This window comes from Streptomyces bauhiniae (genome assembly GCF_004784475.1).
Classification (GTDB): Bacteria; Actinomycetota; Actinomycetes; order Streptomycetales; family Streptomycetaceae; genus Streptomyces; species Streptomyces seoulensis.
The window spans coordinates 326,416-341,812 of the sequence record NZ_SRRT01000003.1 but is presented as its reverse complement, the minus strand read 5'-3'; the positions used below and the strand labels follow the sequence as shown (position 1 = coordinate 341,812).

Sequence of the window (15,397 nt, the reverse complement as noted above, 5' to 3'; positions counted from 1 at the left end):
CGCTACGAGCCGGTCCGCGCCGTCAGCAGACCGGACACCAACTCCCGTACCAGATCCGCCCCGTTGACGGTCAGCACCGACTCCGGGTGGAACTGCGCCGACGCGAACCGGCCGGAGCGCAGCGCGTGCACCTCGCCGTCCGGCGTACGGCTCACCTCCACGCCGTGCGCGGCCAGTTCACGTGCCGCGTCGTCGTCGCAGCGGGCCGTGAAGCTGTTGTAGAAGCCGACCGTCTCCGCCCGCCCGAACAGGTTGATCACCGTCTGCGCCCCCTGGTACGGCACCCGCTTGCGGACGATCTCCAGCCCCAGCTCCGCCGCGATCAGCTCGTGCCCCAGGCACACCCCGAGCACCCCGTGCCGGTGCTCCCGCAGCACGGTCGCCGTCAGCTCCCGCAGGACCCGCATCTTCGGGTCGGCCGCGTCGGAGGGGTCACCGGGGCCGGGCCCCAGCACCACCGGCCCCTCGTGCGCCCGTACCGCCTCGGTGAGCCCCGGCTCGTCGAAGCGCCGTACGGTCACCTCCAGGCCGCCCGAGCGCAGCACGTGGGCCAGCATCGCGGTGAAGGTGTCCTCGCCGTCGACCACCAGCGCGTGCGCGCCCAGCGGGGCGGCCGGCTCCCGCATCCGCAGCCAGAACGGCGCCAGCGCCGCGCGGCGCCCGTCCAGCGCGGCCCGTACCCGGGGGTCGTCCGCCAGCCGGGGCCGCTCCCGCTCGGTACGCGGCCGGGCCGGGCGCACCCCGAGCGCGGCCAGCACGCCCGCCGCCTTCGCGTGGGTCTCGGCCACCTCGCCGGCCGGGTCCGAGCCGCGCACCAGGGTCGCGCCGACCGGCACGCTCAGCCGGCCGTCGGCGGCGATGTCGGCGGTGCGGATCAGGATGGGGGAGTCCAGGGTGCGGGCGCCCCCGGCGTCCCGGCCGAGCAGGGCGAGCGCGCCCGCGTAGTAGCCGCGACCGGTGGGCTCGTACCGCTCGATCACCCGGCAGGCGTTCTGCACCGGCGAGCCGGTGACGGTCGCGGCGAACATGGTCTCGCGCAGCACGTCCCGGACGTCCAGCGAGGTCTTGCCGCGCAGCTCGTACTCGGTGTGCGCGAGGTGGGCCATCTCCTTCAGCCGGGGGCCGACCACCACCCCGCCCCGGTCGCCGACGGTGCACATCATCTTCAGCTCCTCGTCGACCACCATGGACAGCTCCTCGGTCTCCTTGGCGTCACCGAGGAACTCCAGCAGGTGCTCCGGCGTCGGCCCCTCGGCCGGATAGCGGTACGTCCCGCTGATCGGGTTCATCACCACCGTCCCGCCGGACATCCGCACATGGACCTCGGGGCTCGCCCCGACCAGCGTCCGGTCCCCGGTGTGCACCACGAACGTCCAGTACGCGCCCCGCTCGCCCGCCAGCAGCCGCCGGAACAGCGCGAGCGCGTCGGCCCGCGAGAAGCCGGGGATCTCGCCCCGGTAGGTCCGCCGGATCACGAAGTTGGCGCCCTCGCCCCGCCCGATCTCCTCAGCGAGCACCCGGCCGACGATCTCCCCGTACTCCTCGTCGGGCACGTCGAACCCGCCGTCCTCGACCCGCACCGGATGCGCGGGCAGGGTCTCCAGCGCGGTCGCGAGCGGGACCTCGTACGACTCCTCGGGGCGGAGCACCAGCAGCGGGGTGCCGTCGTCGCGGACGTCGAAGCCGCGCTCGCGGATCTGCCGGAACGGGATCAGCGCCAGGCCCTCGTCGGGCAGCTCGGCCAGCTTCTCGTGGGCGGTGACCGGGCCGAGCAGCACCTCCACGAAGGAGGTGTCGCGGCCGGGGGTGCGGCGGTGCAGCAGGGCGAAGGGGCGGCCGTCGTCGGCGAGACGGGCCAGGTCGGGCTGGTTCATGGGGGTCCTCTTGCGTCGGGCGGTCCGGAAAACCGGAAAGGCGGGCACGACGGACGCCGTTCGTGGAACGGACCCCGGGAAACACCGAAGGCCGCCCCTCGGGCGGCCTTCGCGTAAGTCTCGGTAGTGCGCGCGAATCAGTGGGCCGCCGGAAGAGCGGTCCACCACCAGTTCTGGATCTGCAGCGCGAACACGGCGCCGACCCTACCGCATCGGCCCGGCCCGGCGCCGGGAAAGCCGTCCACGGAGCAGTCACCCCGTCTCACCTTTCGAGCGGGGCCGGGAGCACCGGTCGTGACCCCGTAATGTTGAGAGGGTGACCGTGAACGCTGATTCCCGAGCCGTGGCCGCCGAGGCGACCTGGCGAGACCTGCCCGCGGCGCAGCAGCCCGAATACCCGGATACCGAGGCTCTGCGCGAAGTGATCGCGGAGCTGTCGACCTATCCGCCCCTCGTCTTCGCGGGCGAGTGCGACCAGTTGCGCGCCCGGCTGGCGTCCGTCGCCAAGGGCGAGGCGTTCCTGCTCCAGGGCGGCGACTGCGCCGAGTCCTTCGACGCGGTGGGCGCCGAGCACATCCGGGCCAAGGTCAAGACGATCCTGCAGATGGGCGCCGTGCTGACGTACGCCGCGTCCGTCCCGGTGGTCAAGGTCGGCCGGATCGCGGGCCAGTACTCCAAGCCGCGCTCCAAGCCCACCGAGACCCGTGACGGTGTGACCCTGCCGGTGTACCGGGGCGACTCCGTCAACGGCTTCGACTTCACCGAGAAGAGCCGCTACCCGGACCCCGAGCGGCTGAAGCGGATGTACCACGCCTCCGCCTCCACGCTGAACCTGGTCCGCGCCTTCACCACCGGCGGCTACGCCGACCTGCGCCAGGTGCACGCCTGGAACCAGGACTTCGTGAAGTCCTCGCCGTCGGGCCAGCGCTACGAGCAGCTCGCCCGCGAGATCGACCAGGCGCTGAACTTCATGCGGGCCTGCGGCGCGGAGCCGGAGGAGTTCAAGACCGTCGAGTTCTACTCCTCGCACGAGGCGCTGCTGCTGGACTACGAGTCGGCGCTGACCCGCGTCGACTCCCGCACCGGCAAGCTGTACGACGTCTCCGGGCACATGGTGTGGATCGGTGAGCGCACCCGGCAGATGGACGGCGCGCACATCGAGTTCGCGTCCAAGATCCGCAACCCGATCGGCATCAAGCTGGGCCCGACCACCACGGCCGAGGACGCGCTGCGCTACATCGACCGTCTCGACCCCGACCGGGAGCCGGGCCGGCTGACGTTCATCGTCCGGATGGGCGCCGACAAGATCCGGGACCGGCTGCCGGAGCTGGTGGAGAAGGTCACGGCGTCCGGTGCCACGGTGGCCTGGGTGACCGACCCGATGCACGGCAACACCTTCGAGGCGGCCTCCGGGCACAAGACCCGCCGCTTCGACGACGTGCTGGACGAGGTCAAGGGCTTCTTCGAGGTCCACAAGGGCCTGGGCACCCACCCCGGCGGCATCCACGTGGAGCTGACCGGCGACGACGTCACCGAGTGCGTGGGCGGCGGCGACGAGATCTTCGTCGACGACCTGCACCAGCGCTACGAGACGGCCTGCGACCCCCGGCTCAACCGCAGCCAGTCGCTGGACCTCGCCTTCCTGGTCGCGGAGATGTACCGGGACCAGTGAGGCCGCACCGGCGTCGAGCGTGAAGTAGGGCGCGGATCACACGAGATCCGCGCCCTTCCGCTTCCCCGGCCCCCGCCCTTCGGGTTAGGTTAGGTTTGCCTCACCGAAATCCGGCGACGGCAGCGATCGGCGGTCCCGTCGGGAGGTGAACCTGGTGTTCGTCTGCAGTTGCTTCGGCATCACCGAGCAGCAGGTCAAGCAGCACGCCGCGGACGGCGCCTGCACCCCGCGCCAGATCGCCTCCGCCTGCAAGGCCGGCACCGACTGCGGCGGCTGTGTCCGCCGCATCCAGGCCCTCCTCGGCCGGGGCGCCTGCCCGCGCCGCGAGCAGATCGCCCAGCGCCCGCCGGTGCTTGTCACCGCCACCGCCGAGGCACCCGTACGCCGCCTCGGCGACGCCGCCTGAGGCTGCCGGGCCCCTCGGCTCAGCCCGCCGTGTCCGGCTGGACCTGCTCGATCACCGTGGACAGGTAGAGCGACTCGCCCAGCTTCTCGATCAGGTCGAGCTGGGTCTCCAGGTAGTCGATGTGCAGCTCCTCGTCGGCGAGGATCGCCTCGAAGACGTTGGCCGAGGTGATGTCGCCCTTGGCCCGCATGATCTCCACGCCCCGGCGCAGCCGGTCGATGGCCTCGACCTCGATCTGCCGGTCCGCCCGGAACATCTCGGTCACCGTCTGGCCGACCGAGACATGGAAGAGCCGCTGGTAGTTGGGCAGGCCGTCCAGCATCAGGATGCGGTCGGTCAGGGACTCCGCGTGCCGCATCTCGTCGAAGGACTCGGCCCTGGTGTACCGGGCGAGCTTCGTCCACCCCTTGTGGTCCTGGAGCTTGGCGTGCAGGAAGTACTGGTTGATCGCGGTCAGCTCGGCGGTGAGCTGTTCGTTGAGCAGCTCGATGACCTCGGGGTCGCCTGACATCGGGATGGGCTCCTTCCGGACATTCCTGGCAGATCCTGCCGCATGATTCCACCGGCGCCCCGAGCCGTCCAGTAAGCGCACACTTAGTAGACAATGCCGGAAATGTACCTGTGCTGGTCGGATGCACCCCGCCGGGTCTGTCAGGATGGAGACATGGGTCATCCGGTGGAACGCGCGTCTGGAACGGGGGCAGCGGCAGATCTTCCGCCGGGGCAGCGGCTCCAGCGCGGCTGGCCGGTCACGCACTACGGGCCCGTGCCCAAGTTCCGCCCCGAGCGCTGGGACTTCCGCGTCTTCGGCGCCACCGCCGACGGCGACAAGCGGTCCTGGACCCACGAGGAGTTCACCGCCCTGCCGTACACCACCGTCGTGGCCGACCTGCACTGCGTGACGAAGTTCAGCATGCTCGGCGCCGAGTGGGGCGGGGTGCCCGCCCGCGCGATCCTCGACCTGGCGCCGCCCGCGCCCGAGGTCACCCATGTGATGGTCTGGGCCGAGTACGGCTTCAGCGCCAACCTCCGGCTGGCCGACTTCGCCGACGAGCGCGCCATCTTCGCCATCCACAAGGACGGCGAACTCCTCACCGCCGAACACGGCTTCCCGGCCCGCCTGGTCGTCCCGCACCTGTACGCCTGGAAGGGCCCCAAGTGGGTCCGGGGCGTGGAGTACATGACCGCCGACCGCCGGGGCTTCTGGGAACAGCGCGGCTACCACAACGTGGGCGACCCCTGGAAGGAACAGCGCTACTCCTACCAGGAGGAGCCCGGTGACGGTCCCGAGCTGTAGCTCCGGCCGTTCCTGAGGCGCGCTCTAGCCGTCCCTGAGGCGCTTCAGCCGGGCCACGTCCGCCGCGTGGCCCTCCTTGCCGCCGGGGGTCTCGATCACCAGCGGGACGCCCGCGGTGGCCGGGTGTTGGAGCAGGGCCCGGAACGGCTCCTCGCCGATGTGTCCGGAGCCAATGTTCTCGTGGCGGTCCTTGTGTGCGCCGGCCACATCCTTGGAGTCGTTGGCGTGGATCAGCTTCAGCCGTCCCTCGCCCACGGTCTCCACCAGCAGATCGAGGGTCTGCCGCATGCCGTCCGGGCCGGTCAGGTCGTGCCCGGCCGCGTAGATGTGGCAGGTGTCCAGGCAGACGCCGAGCTTGGGGTGGGCGTCCAGCGCCTCGAAGTACGGGCCGAAGTCCCAGGTCCGCGAGCACAGTGAGGAACCCTGCCCGGCCGTCGACTCCAGCAGCAGGAACGGGTCGTCGTCGTGGGTCAGCTCGTCCAGCAGCGGCAGCAGATGCTCGCGCACCTGCTTCAGGGCCACCTCGCGCGGGCGCCCGCCGGTCGCGCTGCCGGTGTGCACCACCACGCCGAGCGCCCCGATGTCCCGCCCGCGCCGCAGGGAGTGCCGCAGCGACTCCACCGAGCGCTCCACGGTCGCCTCGGTGTGCGAGCCGAAGTTGATCAGATAGGGCGCGTGCACATACGCCGGTATCGACTCCGCCGTGCAGGCCGCCCGGAACGCCTCGTCCTGGGCCGGGTTCCCGGCCGGGGTGGCCCAGCCGCGCGGGTTGGCCACGAAGACCTGCACGGTCTCCGCCCGCAGCTCACGGGCGTACGGAAGTCCGGTCGAGTGCAGCCCGCCGGCCACCGGCACATGGGCGCCGACGGGGTTGCGGAGGGCACCGGGGACGGTGAGGGGAGCTGCGGGGGACGGCTGGAGTGTCACCCGTTCAGGGTGTCACGCCGTCCCGCGCGCCCGGACCGGCGGCCGCGGTGAGACCGGTCACCGGATGGTGATCGTGACCTTCGAGCCCTTGGGCGCCTCGTCGCCGCCCGCCACGGACTGCTTCTTCACGGTGTCGCCGAACAGCCCCAGCAGCCCCCGGTCCTCGTGCACCTCGAACCCGGCCGCCTCCAGCTTCCGGTGGGCGTCGTCCACGTTCGACCCGGTCACGTCCGGGACCTTCACCATCTCCGGGCCCTTGGACAGCGTCAGCGTCACCGTGTCGCCCTCGGCGCCCTGGGCGCCCGGCTCCGGCGACTGGGCGGCCACCTGGCCCTTGTCGAAGTCGGAGTTGACGCGCTCGGCGGCGATCTTCACCTTCAGTCCGGCGTCGGTCAGGTCCTGGCGGGCGCTCTCCGCGTCCTCGCCGCTGACGTCCGGGATGTCGACCGGGGCGCCCTTGCTGACGACCAGCGCGATCGCCGACCCGGCGTGCCGCTCGATGCCTGCCTCCGGCGTCGTACGGACCACGGAACCCCGCTCGACCTCGTCGCTGAACTCGCGGGTGACCATGCCCGGCTCCAGGCCGGCCGTCTTCAGCCGCTCCCGCGCCTGCTCCAGCGGCTGCCCCGCCACCCTGGGCACCGAGACGGTACGCGGGCCCAGCGAGACCGTGAGCCCCACCGAGGCGTGGCCCCGGACGCGGGAGCCGGCCGACGGGTCGGTGCTGATGACCGTGCCCCGGTCCACCGTGTCGCTGTAGGCGCGCTTCACACCGCCCACCTCGAGACCGGCCGCCTTCAGCCGCTGCTCGGCCTGGTCCTGGGTGCGCGACAGCACCGGCGGCACCTTGGTGAACTGGCCCGAGTTGATGTACCAGACCCCGCCGCCGACGCCCAGGACCACCAGCACCGCCGCCAGCAGGGTCAGCAGCGTGCGCCGGGGCCGCCGGGACCGTCCGGTGCCGCGCCGGGTGGGCGGAGGCTCGATGTCGGTGGTGTGCAGCACGCTCGTGACGTCGCGACCGTCCTCGCCGTCTCCGTCGACCGGGAGCGGCCGGATGGTCAGGGCGCGCGGCAGCACGCTCGTCCGGTCGCCCGCGTTGTCGTGGGCGCCCGAGAGGGCCTGCGGGGGCAGCGTGTCGAGCTGCTCCTCGGTGAGCGTGCCGCGCACCCGCAGCACCTCGCCGAGCAGCGCGGCCGCGTCCGCCGGGCGCAGGGCCGGGGTGCGGGCGGTGGCCGCGGCCACCAGTTCGTCCAGCTCGGGGGCCACGCCCGGCGCCAGCGCCGAGGGCGGGGGCACGTCGTCGTTCAGGTGCTTATAGATGACCTGGGCGGGGGAGTCCCCGGAGTGCGGCTTGGCGCCGGTCAGCATCTCGTAGAGCACGACACCGCAGGCGTACACGTCCACGCGCGGGTCGGCGGTGCCCTGCTCGATCTGCTCCGGGGCCAGGTAGGAGACGGTGCCGAGGACCGAGCCGGTGGTGCTGGTGACCGTGTCCACCGAGCGCACCAGGCCGAAGTCGGCGACCTTGACCCGGCCGTCGTCCCCGATCAGCACGTTCTCCGGCTTCATGTCCCGGTGCACGAACCCGGCCCGGTGGGCGGCGCCCAGCGCGGCGAGCACCGGCTCCACGATGTCCAGGGCCGCCCTCGGCCGCAGCGCGCCCCGCTCGCGCAGCACGTCGCGCAGGGTGCACCCGGCGACGTACTCCATGGCGAGGTAGACGTAACCCCCGTCGGTGCCCTGGTCGAAGACCTGCACCACATTGGGGTGGGACAGCCGGGCGACCGACTTGGCCTCACGGATGAACCGGTCCACGAAGGCGCCGTCGGCGGCCAGCGCCGGATGCATCACCTTGAGCGCCAGGACCCGGTCCAGCCGGATGTCCAGGGCCCGGTAGACGGTCGCCATCCCGCCGACGGCGATCCGCGCCTCGACGCGATAGCGGCCGTCGAGCACCTGGCCGAGGAGGGGGTCCGAGAGGGTCGTATCCACGCGGGCGAGTCTACGAGGGGTGCGCGGAGCCGGCTCCCGCTGCGCCGTCCGGGTGAGCGGCTGCAGCAGAGCTGTGACCGTTCGGCGAGGTGAACGCCGGGCGCTCGGGGTCGAGGTCCGCGCGCCCCTCGGCGGGGGACGACGCCCGCGCGAAATGGCGGCGCGGGATGCGTCCGGCCCGCCGCGCGAGGTGCCCGGCGTGCACGGCGTACCGCATGGCCGAGGCCATCGTCTCGGGGTCCTGCGCACGGGTGACGGCCGAGGCGAGCATCACACCGGCGCACCCCAGCTCCATCGCCAGCGCGACGTCGGACGCGGTGCCGGCACCGGCGTCCAGGATCACCGGGACGTAGGACTGCTCCATGATCAGCTCGAAGTTGTGCGGGTTGCGGATGCCGAGCCCGGAGCCGATCGGGGAGCCCAGCGGCATCACGGCCGCGCATCCCACGTCCTGGAGTTTGCGGGCCAGCACCGGGTCGTCGTTGGTGTACGGCAGCACGGTGAAGCCGTCGTCGACCAGTGTCTCGGCCGCGTCCAGGGTCTCCACCGGGTCGGGGAGCAGGGTCCGCTCGTCGGCCACCACCTCCAGCTTCACCAGGTCGGTGCCGAGTGCCTCGCGGGCCAGCCGGGCGGTCAGCACCGCCTCCCCGGCGGTGAAGCAGCCCGCGGTGTTGGGCAGCACGCGGATGCCGAGCTTCTCCAGCACGGAGAGCACCGACCCGTGCGCGCCGGGGTCGACCCGGCGCATCGCCACCGTGGTCAGCTCGGTGCCGGACGCGATCAGCGAGCGCTCCAGCACGTCCAGGCTGGGGGCGCCGCCGGTGCCCATGATCAGCCGGGAGTCGAGCGCAAGGTCGCCGAGGATCAGGGGATCGGTGGTCACGGTCAGCCTCCCTGCACGGCGGTGAGGACCTCGACCCGGTCGCCCTCGGCGAGGCCGGTCTCGGCCCACCGGGTGCGCGGGACCACGGTCTCGTTGACGGCGGCGGCCACCCCGGAGGGCGCCGGGGTGAGGACGCGTACGACCGCGTCCAGAGCGGTGCCGGGTGCCACCTCGCGGCGCTCGCCGTTGACGGAGATGTTCATGCGGAGGGCTCCAGGGTGGGGGAGGGGGCGGCGAAGCGGCGCGGCGAGAACGGGCGGGCCACCTCGGGCAGGCCGGCGCCGCACAGCACGTCGGCCATCACGTCCCCGGTGACGGGGGTGAGCAGCACGCCGTTGCGGTGGTGCCCGGTGGCCAGCAGCAGGCCGTCGAGGCCGGAGGGGCCGAGCAGCGGGGCGTTGTCGGGGGAGCCGGGGCGCAGTCCGGCCAGGGTCTCGGTGAGCGGCAGCTCGGTGATGCCGGGCACCAGCTCATGGGCGTCGCGCAGCAGCTCGTACACCCCGCCCGCGGTGACCGTGGTGTCGTACCCCAGCTCCTCGGTGGTCGCGCCGACCACCAGCTCGCCGTTCTCACGCGGCACCAGGTACACCGGGCCGCCGCGCACCACGGCGCGCACGGTACGGCTGAGGAACGGCCGGTACCGGGGCGGCACGGTCAGGCGCAGCACCTGCCCCTTCACCGGGCGCACCGGCGGTACGAGCGCCTCGGGCACCCCCGCCAGCCGCCCGCTCAGGCAGCCGCCCGCCAGCACCACCTGCCCGGCGGCGAGCGCGGTGCCGTCCGCCGTGGTGACCCCGGTGGCCCGGTCCCCGGCGGTGTCGAGCCGTGCGGCCCAGGCGCGGTGGAAGGCGACGCCGGCCCGCTCGCAGGCGGTGAGCAGCGCGGCCGCCAGCCGCCGGGGGTCGATCTGGTGGTCTCCGTCGGCCCGCAGCCCGCCGCGCACACCGGGCGCCAGCATCGGCTCCAGACGCCGGCACTCCCGCCCCGACAGCCACTCCGAGTCCAGCCCGCACCGGAGCTGCAGCTCGTGCACCTCCCGGAGCTGGGCGCGGTCGTCGGTGTCGAAGGCGACGGCCAGCGTGCCCGAGCGGCGGTAGCCCAGGTCGCGGCCGGTGGCCTCGGCCAGCTCGGCGGCGAAGTCGGGATAGCGGCGGGCGGAGGCGAGGTTGAGGGCGAGCAGCCCCTCCTCGCCGTGGTGCAGCTCGGTGACCGCGGCCAGCATCCCGGCCGCGACCCGCGCGGCCCCGCCACCGGGATCGGGGTCCACGACGGCGACGGTGAGTCCCCGCCCGGCCGCGCGCCAGGCGGTGACCAGGCCGATGATCCCGCCCCCGACCACGAGGACATCGGGTGCATCGGGTCGTTCGGACGTACGTGACGGCATGGGCGTCTCGCCCCTCCCTTCGCCGGCATGACCCGGATCAGGTTCGTACGGTCGGAGGCCGCCAGCCTCCCTCTCAGCCCGGTGCGTCCGGGCTCCCGCGAGTGCTTGTACGGTGGCCAGCCTAGCCGCCCCACCAGCTCACCCGTAAGGGAGCCCACGCCCATGCCCCGCTCGCTCGACGGACTCACCCTCGCCCCCGTGGCCGACCAGGCACCGGGCCAGGTGGGCACCGGGACCCGGTTCGCCTACCACGAGAGCGAGGGGCGGATCTGGGCCGAGTACGCGGGCGGCGACATCGCGCGCGGCCACCTCGTCGGCACCCGCGCCGGGGACCGGCTGGACTTCCGGTACGTGCAGCTCCGGCACGACGGCACCACCGCCTCCGGGCACTGCGTCTCCACCGTGACCGAGCTGCCCGACGGCCGGGTCCGGCTGGAGGAGGAGTGGGAGTGGGAATCCGGGCCGGGCGCGGGCACCAGCGTGGTGGAAGAGGTCGGTGCCGCAGCGCACTGACTGACGGGCAGTCAGGTGATCTAGGGTGGCGATGTGAGCGAGCAGAGATCTTCGGCGGGCCAGGCACAGGAACGGCGCGTGGTCGTCGTCGGGGCGGGGATGGCCGGGGTGCAGACCGCCGTCGCCCTGCGCGAACAGGGCTTCACCGGGCCCGTCACCCTGATCGGCGCCGAGCCGCACCAGCCGTACGACCGGCCCCCGCTGTCCAAGGCCATCCTGCTGGGCACCGCCGACGGCTCCGCCTTCGACGTGGACTTCGCCTCGCTCGACATCGACCTCCGGCTCAACTGCGAGGCGCTCGGCGTCCGCCCCGCCGACCACGAACTGGACACCGTCACCGGACCCGTCCCGTACGACGTGCTGGTCCTGGCCACCGGCGCCGAACCCGTCCGGCTGCCCGGCACCGACCAGGCGCCCGGCGTGCACCTGCTGCGCACCCTGGACGACGCCGAGCGGCTGCGCCCGGTGCTGGCCGCGCAGCACGACGTGGTGGTCGTCGGCGCGGGCTGGATCGGCGCCGAGTTCGCCACCGCCGCCCGGGAGGCGGGCTGTGCGGTGACCGTCGTCGAGGCCGCCGACCGCCCGCTGGCCGGCGCCCTGCCCGCCGAGGTCGCCGCCCCGATGACCGCCTGGTACGCCGACGCCGGTGTCACCCTGCGCACCGGCGCCCGGGTGGCGGCCGTCGAGCCCGGCGCGGTCGTGCTGGACGACGGCGCCCACCTGCCCTCCGGCGCCGTCGTGGTCGGCATCGGTGCCCACCCCGCCACCAACTGGCTGGCCGGCTCCGGCATCGCCCTCGGCCCGCACGGCGACGTGCTGGCCGACGACCGGCTGCGCACCTCCGCCGCGGACGTGTACGCGGTCGGCGACTGCACCTCCTTCCCCTCGGCCCGCTACGCCGAGCGGCTCCTCGTCCACCACTGGGACAACGCCCTCCAGGGCCCCCGTACGGTCGCCGCCGACATCCTGGGCGAGGAGGCGGCGCCCTACGACCCGGTGCCGTACTTCTGGTCGGAGCAGTTCGGGCGGTTCGTGCAGTACGCGGGCCACCACGCGGCCGCCGACCGCACGGTGTGGCGCGGCGACCCGGCCGACCCCGCCTGGACCGTGTGCTGGCTGCGCGAGGGCCGCCTGGTGGCCCTGCTGGCGGTGGGCCGCCCGCGCGACCTGGCCCAGGGCAGACGGCTGATCGAGGCGGGCCGGGTGATGGACGCCGAGGCACTGACGGACCCCGCCCTCCCGCTGAAGCAGGCCGTCGTCGAGTAGGCCGGGCGCCCCGCGCGGAGTGGCCCGACTACCGGCTGTCGGTGGGGGATGGCAGGCTAGATGTCGTGACCGAGATTGACACCAAGACCGACGCACTTGTCCCCGCCTGGCTCACCCTCCCCGACATCGCCGAACAGCTCGACGTCGAGGTGACGCGTGTACGGCAGTTGGTCAAGGAGGGCCAGCTCATCGCCGTACGCCGCGGTGAGAACCGCGCGCTGCACGTCCCCGCCGCCTTCATCGACGAGGACAAGGTCGTCAAGGGCCTCACCGGCACCCTGACGCTCCTGCGGGACAACGGTTTCACGGACGAAGAGATGATCGAGTGGCTCTTCACCCCGGACCCCTCCCTGCCCGGCACCCCCGCGCAGGCCCTCAGTGAGAACCGCGGCACGGAGGTGAAGCGCCGGGCCCAGGCGCTGGCCGTCTGAGCCGACCGCGCCCCAGGGGCGCCCCAGGGCGGCACCCGGCCGGGTGCCGCCCTCCCGCAGCACCCGCACACCGAACACCGGGGGACCCACCGCATGCCCGACACCGCCCGCGCCCGCCTCGCCGACGCCCGGCTCTACCTCTGCACGGACGCCCGCAGGGAGCAGGGCGACCTCGCCGAGTTCCTGGACGCGGTCCTGGCCGGCGGTGTCGACATCGTCCAGTTGCGGGACAAGGGCATGGAGGCCGCCGAGGAGCTGGCCCACCTGGAGGTGTTCGCCGACGCCTGCGCCCGGCACGGCAAGCTGCTCGCGGTCAACGACCGGGCCGACGTGGCCCACGCCGCCGGAGCCGACGTGCTCCACCTCGGCCAGGGCGACCTCCCGGTGCCCGCAGCGCGCGCCATCCTCGGCGACCGGGTCCTGACCGGCCGCTCCACCCACTCCGAGGCGGAGGCCGCAGCCGCCGCCGTGCAGGACGGCGTGGACTACTTCTGCACCGGCCCCTGCTGGCCCACCCCCACCAAGCCCGGTCGCCACGCCCCCGGCCTCGGCCTGGTCCGGTACACCGCGAGCCTCGGCACCGAGCGCCCCTGGTTCGCCATCGGCGGCATCGACCGCACCAACCTGGACCAGGTGCTCGACGCGGGCGCCCGCCGGGTGGTCGTGGTCCGCGCGCTCACGGCCGCGGACGATCCGGGCGCGGCGGCGGCCGAATTCGCCAAGCGGCTGCGGGAAATCTGACGGGGAGCCGTCCCAAGGGATGGACAAGGGCCCGGCAATTCGGCCAAATCGCCGGTGCCCGGTTGGGCCACCGCCCACCCGTGGCTAACCTGCGGGTATGGCCCTCGGAACCGCATCCACCAGGACTGATCGCGCCCGGACCGTCCGGGACATCCTCGCCACCGGCAAGACGGCGTACTCCTTCGAGTTCTACGCGCCGAAAACCCCGCAGGGCGAGCGCAACCTGTGGAACGCGCTGCGCAGGGTCGAGGCGGTCGCGCCCGACTTCGTCTCCGTCACCTACGGCGCGGGCGGCACCACCCGTGCCACCACGGTCAAGGAGACCCAGCAGATCGTCGTCGACACCACGCTCACCCCGGTCGCCCACCTCACCGCCGTCGACCACTCGGTGGCCGAACTCCGCAACATCATCGGCCAGTACGCGGACGCCGGCATCCGCAACATGCTCGCCGTGCGCGGCGACCCGCCCGGCGACCCCATGGGCGACTGGGTCGCGCACCCCGAGGGGCTGCGGTACGCGGCCGAACTGGTGCGCCTCATCAAGGAGTCGGGGGACTTCTGCGTGGGTGTCGCCGCCTTCCCGGAGATGCACCCGCGCTCCGCCGACTGGGACACCGACGTCGCCCACTTCGTGGACAAGTGCCGCGCGGGCGCCGACTACGCCATCACCCAGATGTTCTTCCAGCCCGAGTCCTACCTCCGGCTGCGCGACCGGGTCGCCGCCGCGGGTTGCGAAACCCCCGTGATTCCGGAGATCCTGCCGGTCACCAGCGTGAAGATGCTGGAACGGCTGCCGAAGCTGAGCAACGCGCTGTTCCCGCCCGAGCTGAAAGAGCGCATCCTCGCGGCGAAGGACGACCCGGCGGCGGTACGCTCCCTGGGGATCGACTTCGCCACGGAGTTCTGCGCCCGGCTGCTCGACGAGGGGGTGCCCGGACTGCACTTCATCACGCTGAACAACTCCACGGCGACGCTGGAAATCTACGAGAACCTGGGCCTGCACCACCCCCCGCGGGCCTAGACCGGCCGCACCGCGATGGGACACACTGCGTAACGGTCACTGGGAGAGGGGCGTACATGGGCTGGACGGTCCTCTACATCGCGTTCGGCATCGTCGCGCTGTGGTTGCTCGGCGAAGTGCTGCTGCAGTACAAGGCGCGGCTGCGCTGGCGGCTGCTCGCCTTCACCGGGTTCCTCGGTGTGGTGGTCGGCGTGCTGATGCCGTCGGTCGTCGTCATCGGACTGGGCGCCATCGCGTTCGCCGTCGGGCAGACCTACGTCACGCTGTCGTTCCGCAAGGGCTTCGCGGCCGGCTGGGCCGTCAAGCGCCCCGACGACGAGGAGGCGGGCCCGGTCACCCGGCGCCGCCGCAACCGCGCCGAGCACCAGGACCCGGTCCTCGGCGACCCCGGCCCGGACGAGGCGGCCGACTTCGGCCAGGACCACCCCGGACCCGAGACCGCGGCCTACGCCACCGACGGTTACGACGGGGACGACGCCTACGACCGGGACGACGTGTTCACCCCGGCCCGCCCCGACCCCACCGCCGCCGAGACCACCTCGGTCTACGAGCCCCAGCCCATGCCCGACGACACCGGCAGCTACGGCGTCTACGGCGACGGCACCCCGGCCCAGCCCCAGCCCCAGCAGACCGACCAGGCGTACGCCTACGACTACTCGGGCTACGACCAGCAGGGCTACGCCCAGAACGGCTACGACACCGGCGCCCAGCAGGCGTACCCCAACTACACCGACCCGTACGGCCAGGGCTACGCGGGCGGCTACGACAACTCCGGCTACGCGCAGCAGGGTTACGCCCAGCAGGGCTACGGCCAGGAGGCGTACGGCGGTGAAGGCGAGACCCCGGCGGGCGGGGTGTGGGTGCCGCAGCAGCGGACCGACGAGAACTACAACGGCGAACTCCCGCCGGAGCAGCAGCAGTACCCCTACCAGAGCCAGACCCAGCAGCAGAACACCGGCTACGACGAGCAGTACCGCTACTGAGCGC

General features: G+C 73.0%; 16 protein-coding genes, 1 pseudogene and 1 riboswitch. Of the genes and pseudogenes, 9 read left to right on the top strand and 8 right to left on the bottom strand.

Translation table 11 applies throughout. From position 1 onward, the window contains the following. Window positions 1–2: 2 nt before the first annotated feature. Together E5083_RS11610 and E5083_RS32245 are read right to left on the bottom strand one after the other, a co-directional pair. Window positions 3–1,874, bottom strand: coding sequence for an anthranilate synthase family protein (locus E5083_RS11610; RefSeq protein ID WP_135785558.1), 1,872 nt, complete (start codon window positions 1,872–1,874; stop codon window positions 3–5). Between the two features lie 137 nt (window positions 1,875–2,011). Further along, window positions 2,012–2,068, bottom strand: a complete 57-nt coding sequence (locus E5083_RS32245) for a trp operon leader peptide (protein ID WP_425276720.1) — start codon at window positions 2,066–2,068, stop codon at window positions 2,012–2,014. A gap of 122 nt (window positions 2,069–2,190) precedes the next feature. Here E5083_RS32245 and E5083_RS11600 point away from each other — a divergent pair, with 122 nt between their 5' ends. Further along, window positions 2,191–3,546, top strand: coding sequence for a class II 3-deoxy-7-phosphoheptulonate synthase (locus tag E5083_RS11600; protein WP_031179927.1), 1,356 nt, complete (start codon window positions 2,191–2,193; stop codon window positions 3,544–3,546). A gap of 154 nt (window positions 3,547–3,700) precedes the next feature. After that, on the top strand, window positions 3,701–3,952 hold the full coding sequence (locus E5083_RS11595; RefSeq protein ID WP_135785557.1) for a (2Fe-2S)-binding protein: 252 nt from the start codon (window positions 3,701–3,703) through the stop codon (window positions 3,950–3,952). Window positions 3,953–3,971: 19 nt separating this feature from the next. Here E5083_RS11595 and bfr read toward each other — a convergent pair whose 3' ends face one another. Further along, complete coding sequence (gene bfr, locus E5083_RS11590) at window positions 3,972–4,463, bottom strand: bacterioferritin (protein ID WP_135785556.1); 492 nt, start codon at window positions 4,461–4,463, stop codon at window positions 3,972–3,974. Window positions 4,464–4,616: 153 nt separating this feature from the next. On the opposite strand from bfr, the gene E5083_RS11585 reads away from it, so the two are divergent. Continuing rightward, window positions 4,617–5,249 (top strand): sulfite oxidase-like oxidoreductase, encoded by a 633-nt coding sequence (locus E5083_RS11585; protein ID WP_135785555.1) that lies wholly within the window; start codon window positions 4,617–4,619, stop codon window positions 5,247–5,249. A 24-nt stretch (window positions 5,250–5,273) separates the two neighbouring features. Here E5083_RS11585 and E5083_RS11580 read toward each other — a convergent pair whose 3' ends face one another. The 5 genes and pseudogenes from E5083_RS11580 to thiO form a co-directional block, all read right to left on the bottom strand. Then, the gene (locus E5083_RS11580) at window positions 5,274–6,176 is read right to left on the bottom strand and encodes a deoxyribonuclease IV (protein WP_135785554.1); all 903 of its coding nucleotides are present in this window, start codon (window positions 6,174–6,176) and stop codon (window positions 5,274–5,276) included. Window positions 6,177–6,233: 57 nt separating this feature from the next. Continuing rightward, complete coding sequence (gene pknB, locus E5083_RS11575; protein WP_135785553.1) at window positions 6,234–8,171, bottom strand: Stk1 family PASTA domain-containing Ser/Thr kinase; 1,938 nt, start codon at window positions 8,169–8,171, stop codon at window positions 6,234–6,236. 91 nt (window positions 8,172–8,262) lie between these two features. After that, a pseudogene (locus tag E5083_RS11570) lies at window positions 8,263–9,054 on the bottom strand (thiazole synthase); the annotation flags it as partial. Between the two features lie 2 nt (window positions 9,055–9,056). Beyond that, window positions 9,057–9,257 carry a sulfur carrier protein ThiS gene (gene thiS / locus E5083_RS11565; RefSeq protein WP_030810212.1) on the bottom strand — a complete coding sequence of 67 codons (201 nt, stop codon included), beginning with the start codon at window positions 9,255–9,257 and terminating at the stop codon, window positions 9,057–9,059. Next, window positions 9,254–10,438: a glycine oxidase ThiO gene (gene thiO / locus E5083_RS11560; protein WP_135785551.1), complete on the bottom strand. Its 1,185-nt coding sequence runs from the start codon at window positions 10,436–10,438 to the stop codon at window positions 9,254–9,256. Before thiO ends, thiS begins: the two co-directional genes overlap by 4 nt. Beyond that, window positions 10,435–10,547, bottom strand: a riboswitch (TPP riboswitch). It overlaps the preceding gene by 4 nt. 53 nt (window positions 10,548–10,600) lie before the next feature. On the opposite strand from thiO, the gene E5083_RS11555 reads away from it, so the two are divergent. The 6 genes from E5083_RS11555 to E5083_RS11530 all read left to right on the top strand — a co-directional run bounded on the left by E5083_RS11555 (window position 10,601) and on the right by E5083_RS11530 (window position 15,393). Next, complete coding sequence (locus E5083_RS11555) at window positions 10,601–10,951, top strand: avidin-fold protein (RefSeq protein ID WP_135785550.1); 351 nt, start codon at window positions 10,601–10,603, stop codon at window positions 10,949–10,951. A gap of 78 nt (window positions 10,952–11,029) precedes the next feature. Then, complete coding sequence (locus E5083_RS11550) at window positions 11,030–12,217, top strand: NAD(P)/FAD-dependent oxidoreductase (RefSeq protein ID WP_135785978.1); 1,188 nt, start codon at window positions 11,030–11,032, stop codon at window positions 12,215–12,217. A gap of 65 nt (window positions 12,218–12,282) precedes the next feature. Further along, window positions 12,283–12,648, top strand: a complete 366-nt coding sequence (locus tag E5083_RS11545) for an Rv2175c family DNA-binding protein (RefSeq protein WP_031179938.1) — start codon at window positions 12,283–12,285, stop codon at window positions 12,646–12,648. 93 nt (window positions 12,649–12,741) lie between these two features. Further along, complete coding sequence (gene thiE / locus E5083_RS11540) at window positions 12,742–13,389, top strand: thiamine phosphate synthase (protein WP_135785549.1); 648 nt, start codon at window positions 12,742–12,744, stop codon at window positions 13,387–13,389. Window positions 13,390–13,486: 97 nt separating this feature from the next. Next, window positions 13,487–14,410 (top strand): methylenetetrahydrofolate reductase [NAD(P)H], encoded by a 924-nt coding sequence (gene metF, locus E5083_RS11535; protein WP_135785548.1) that lies wholly within the window; start codon window positions 13,487–13,489, stop codon window positions 14,408–14,410. A 56-nt stretch (window positions 14,411–14,466) separates the two neighbouring features. Continuing rightward, a complete protein-coding gene (locus E5083_RS11530; protein ID WP_135785547.1) occupies window positions 14,467–15,393 on the top strand; it encodes an SCO2102 family sporulation regulator in 927 nt (308 codons plus the stop codon). Window positions 15,394–15,397 lie beyond the last annotated feature (4 nt).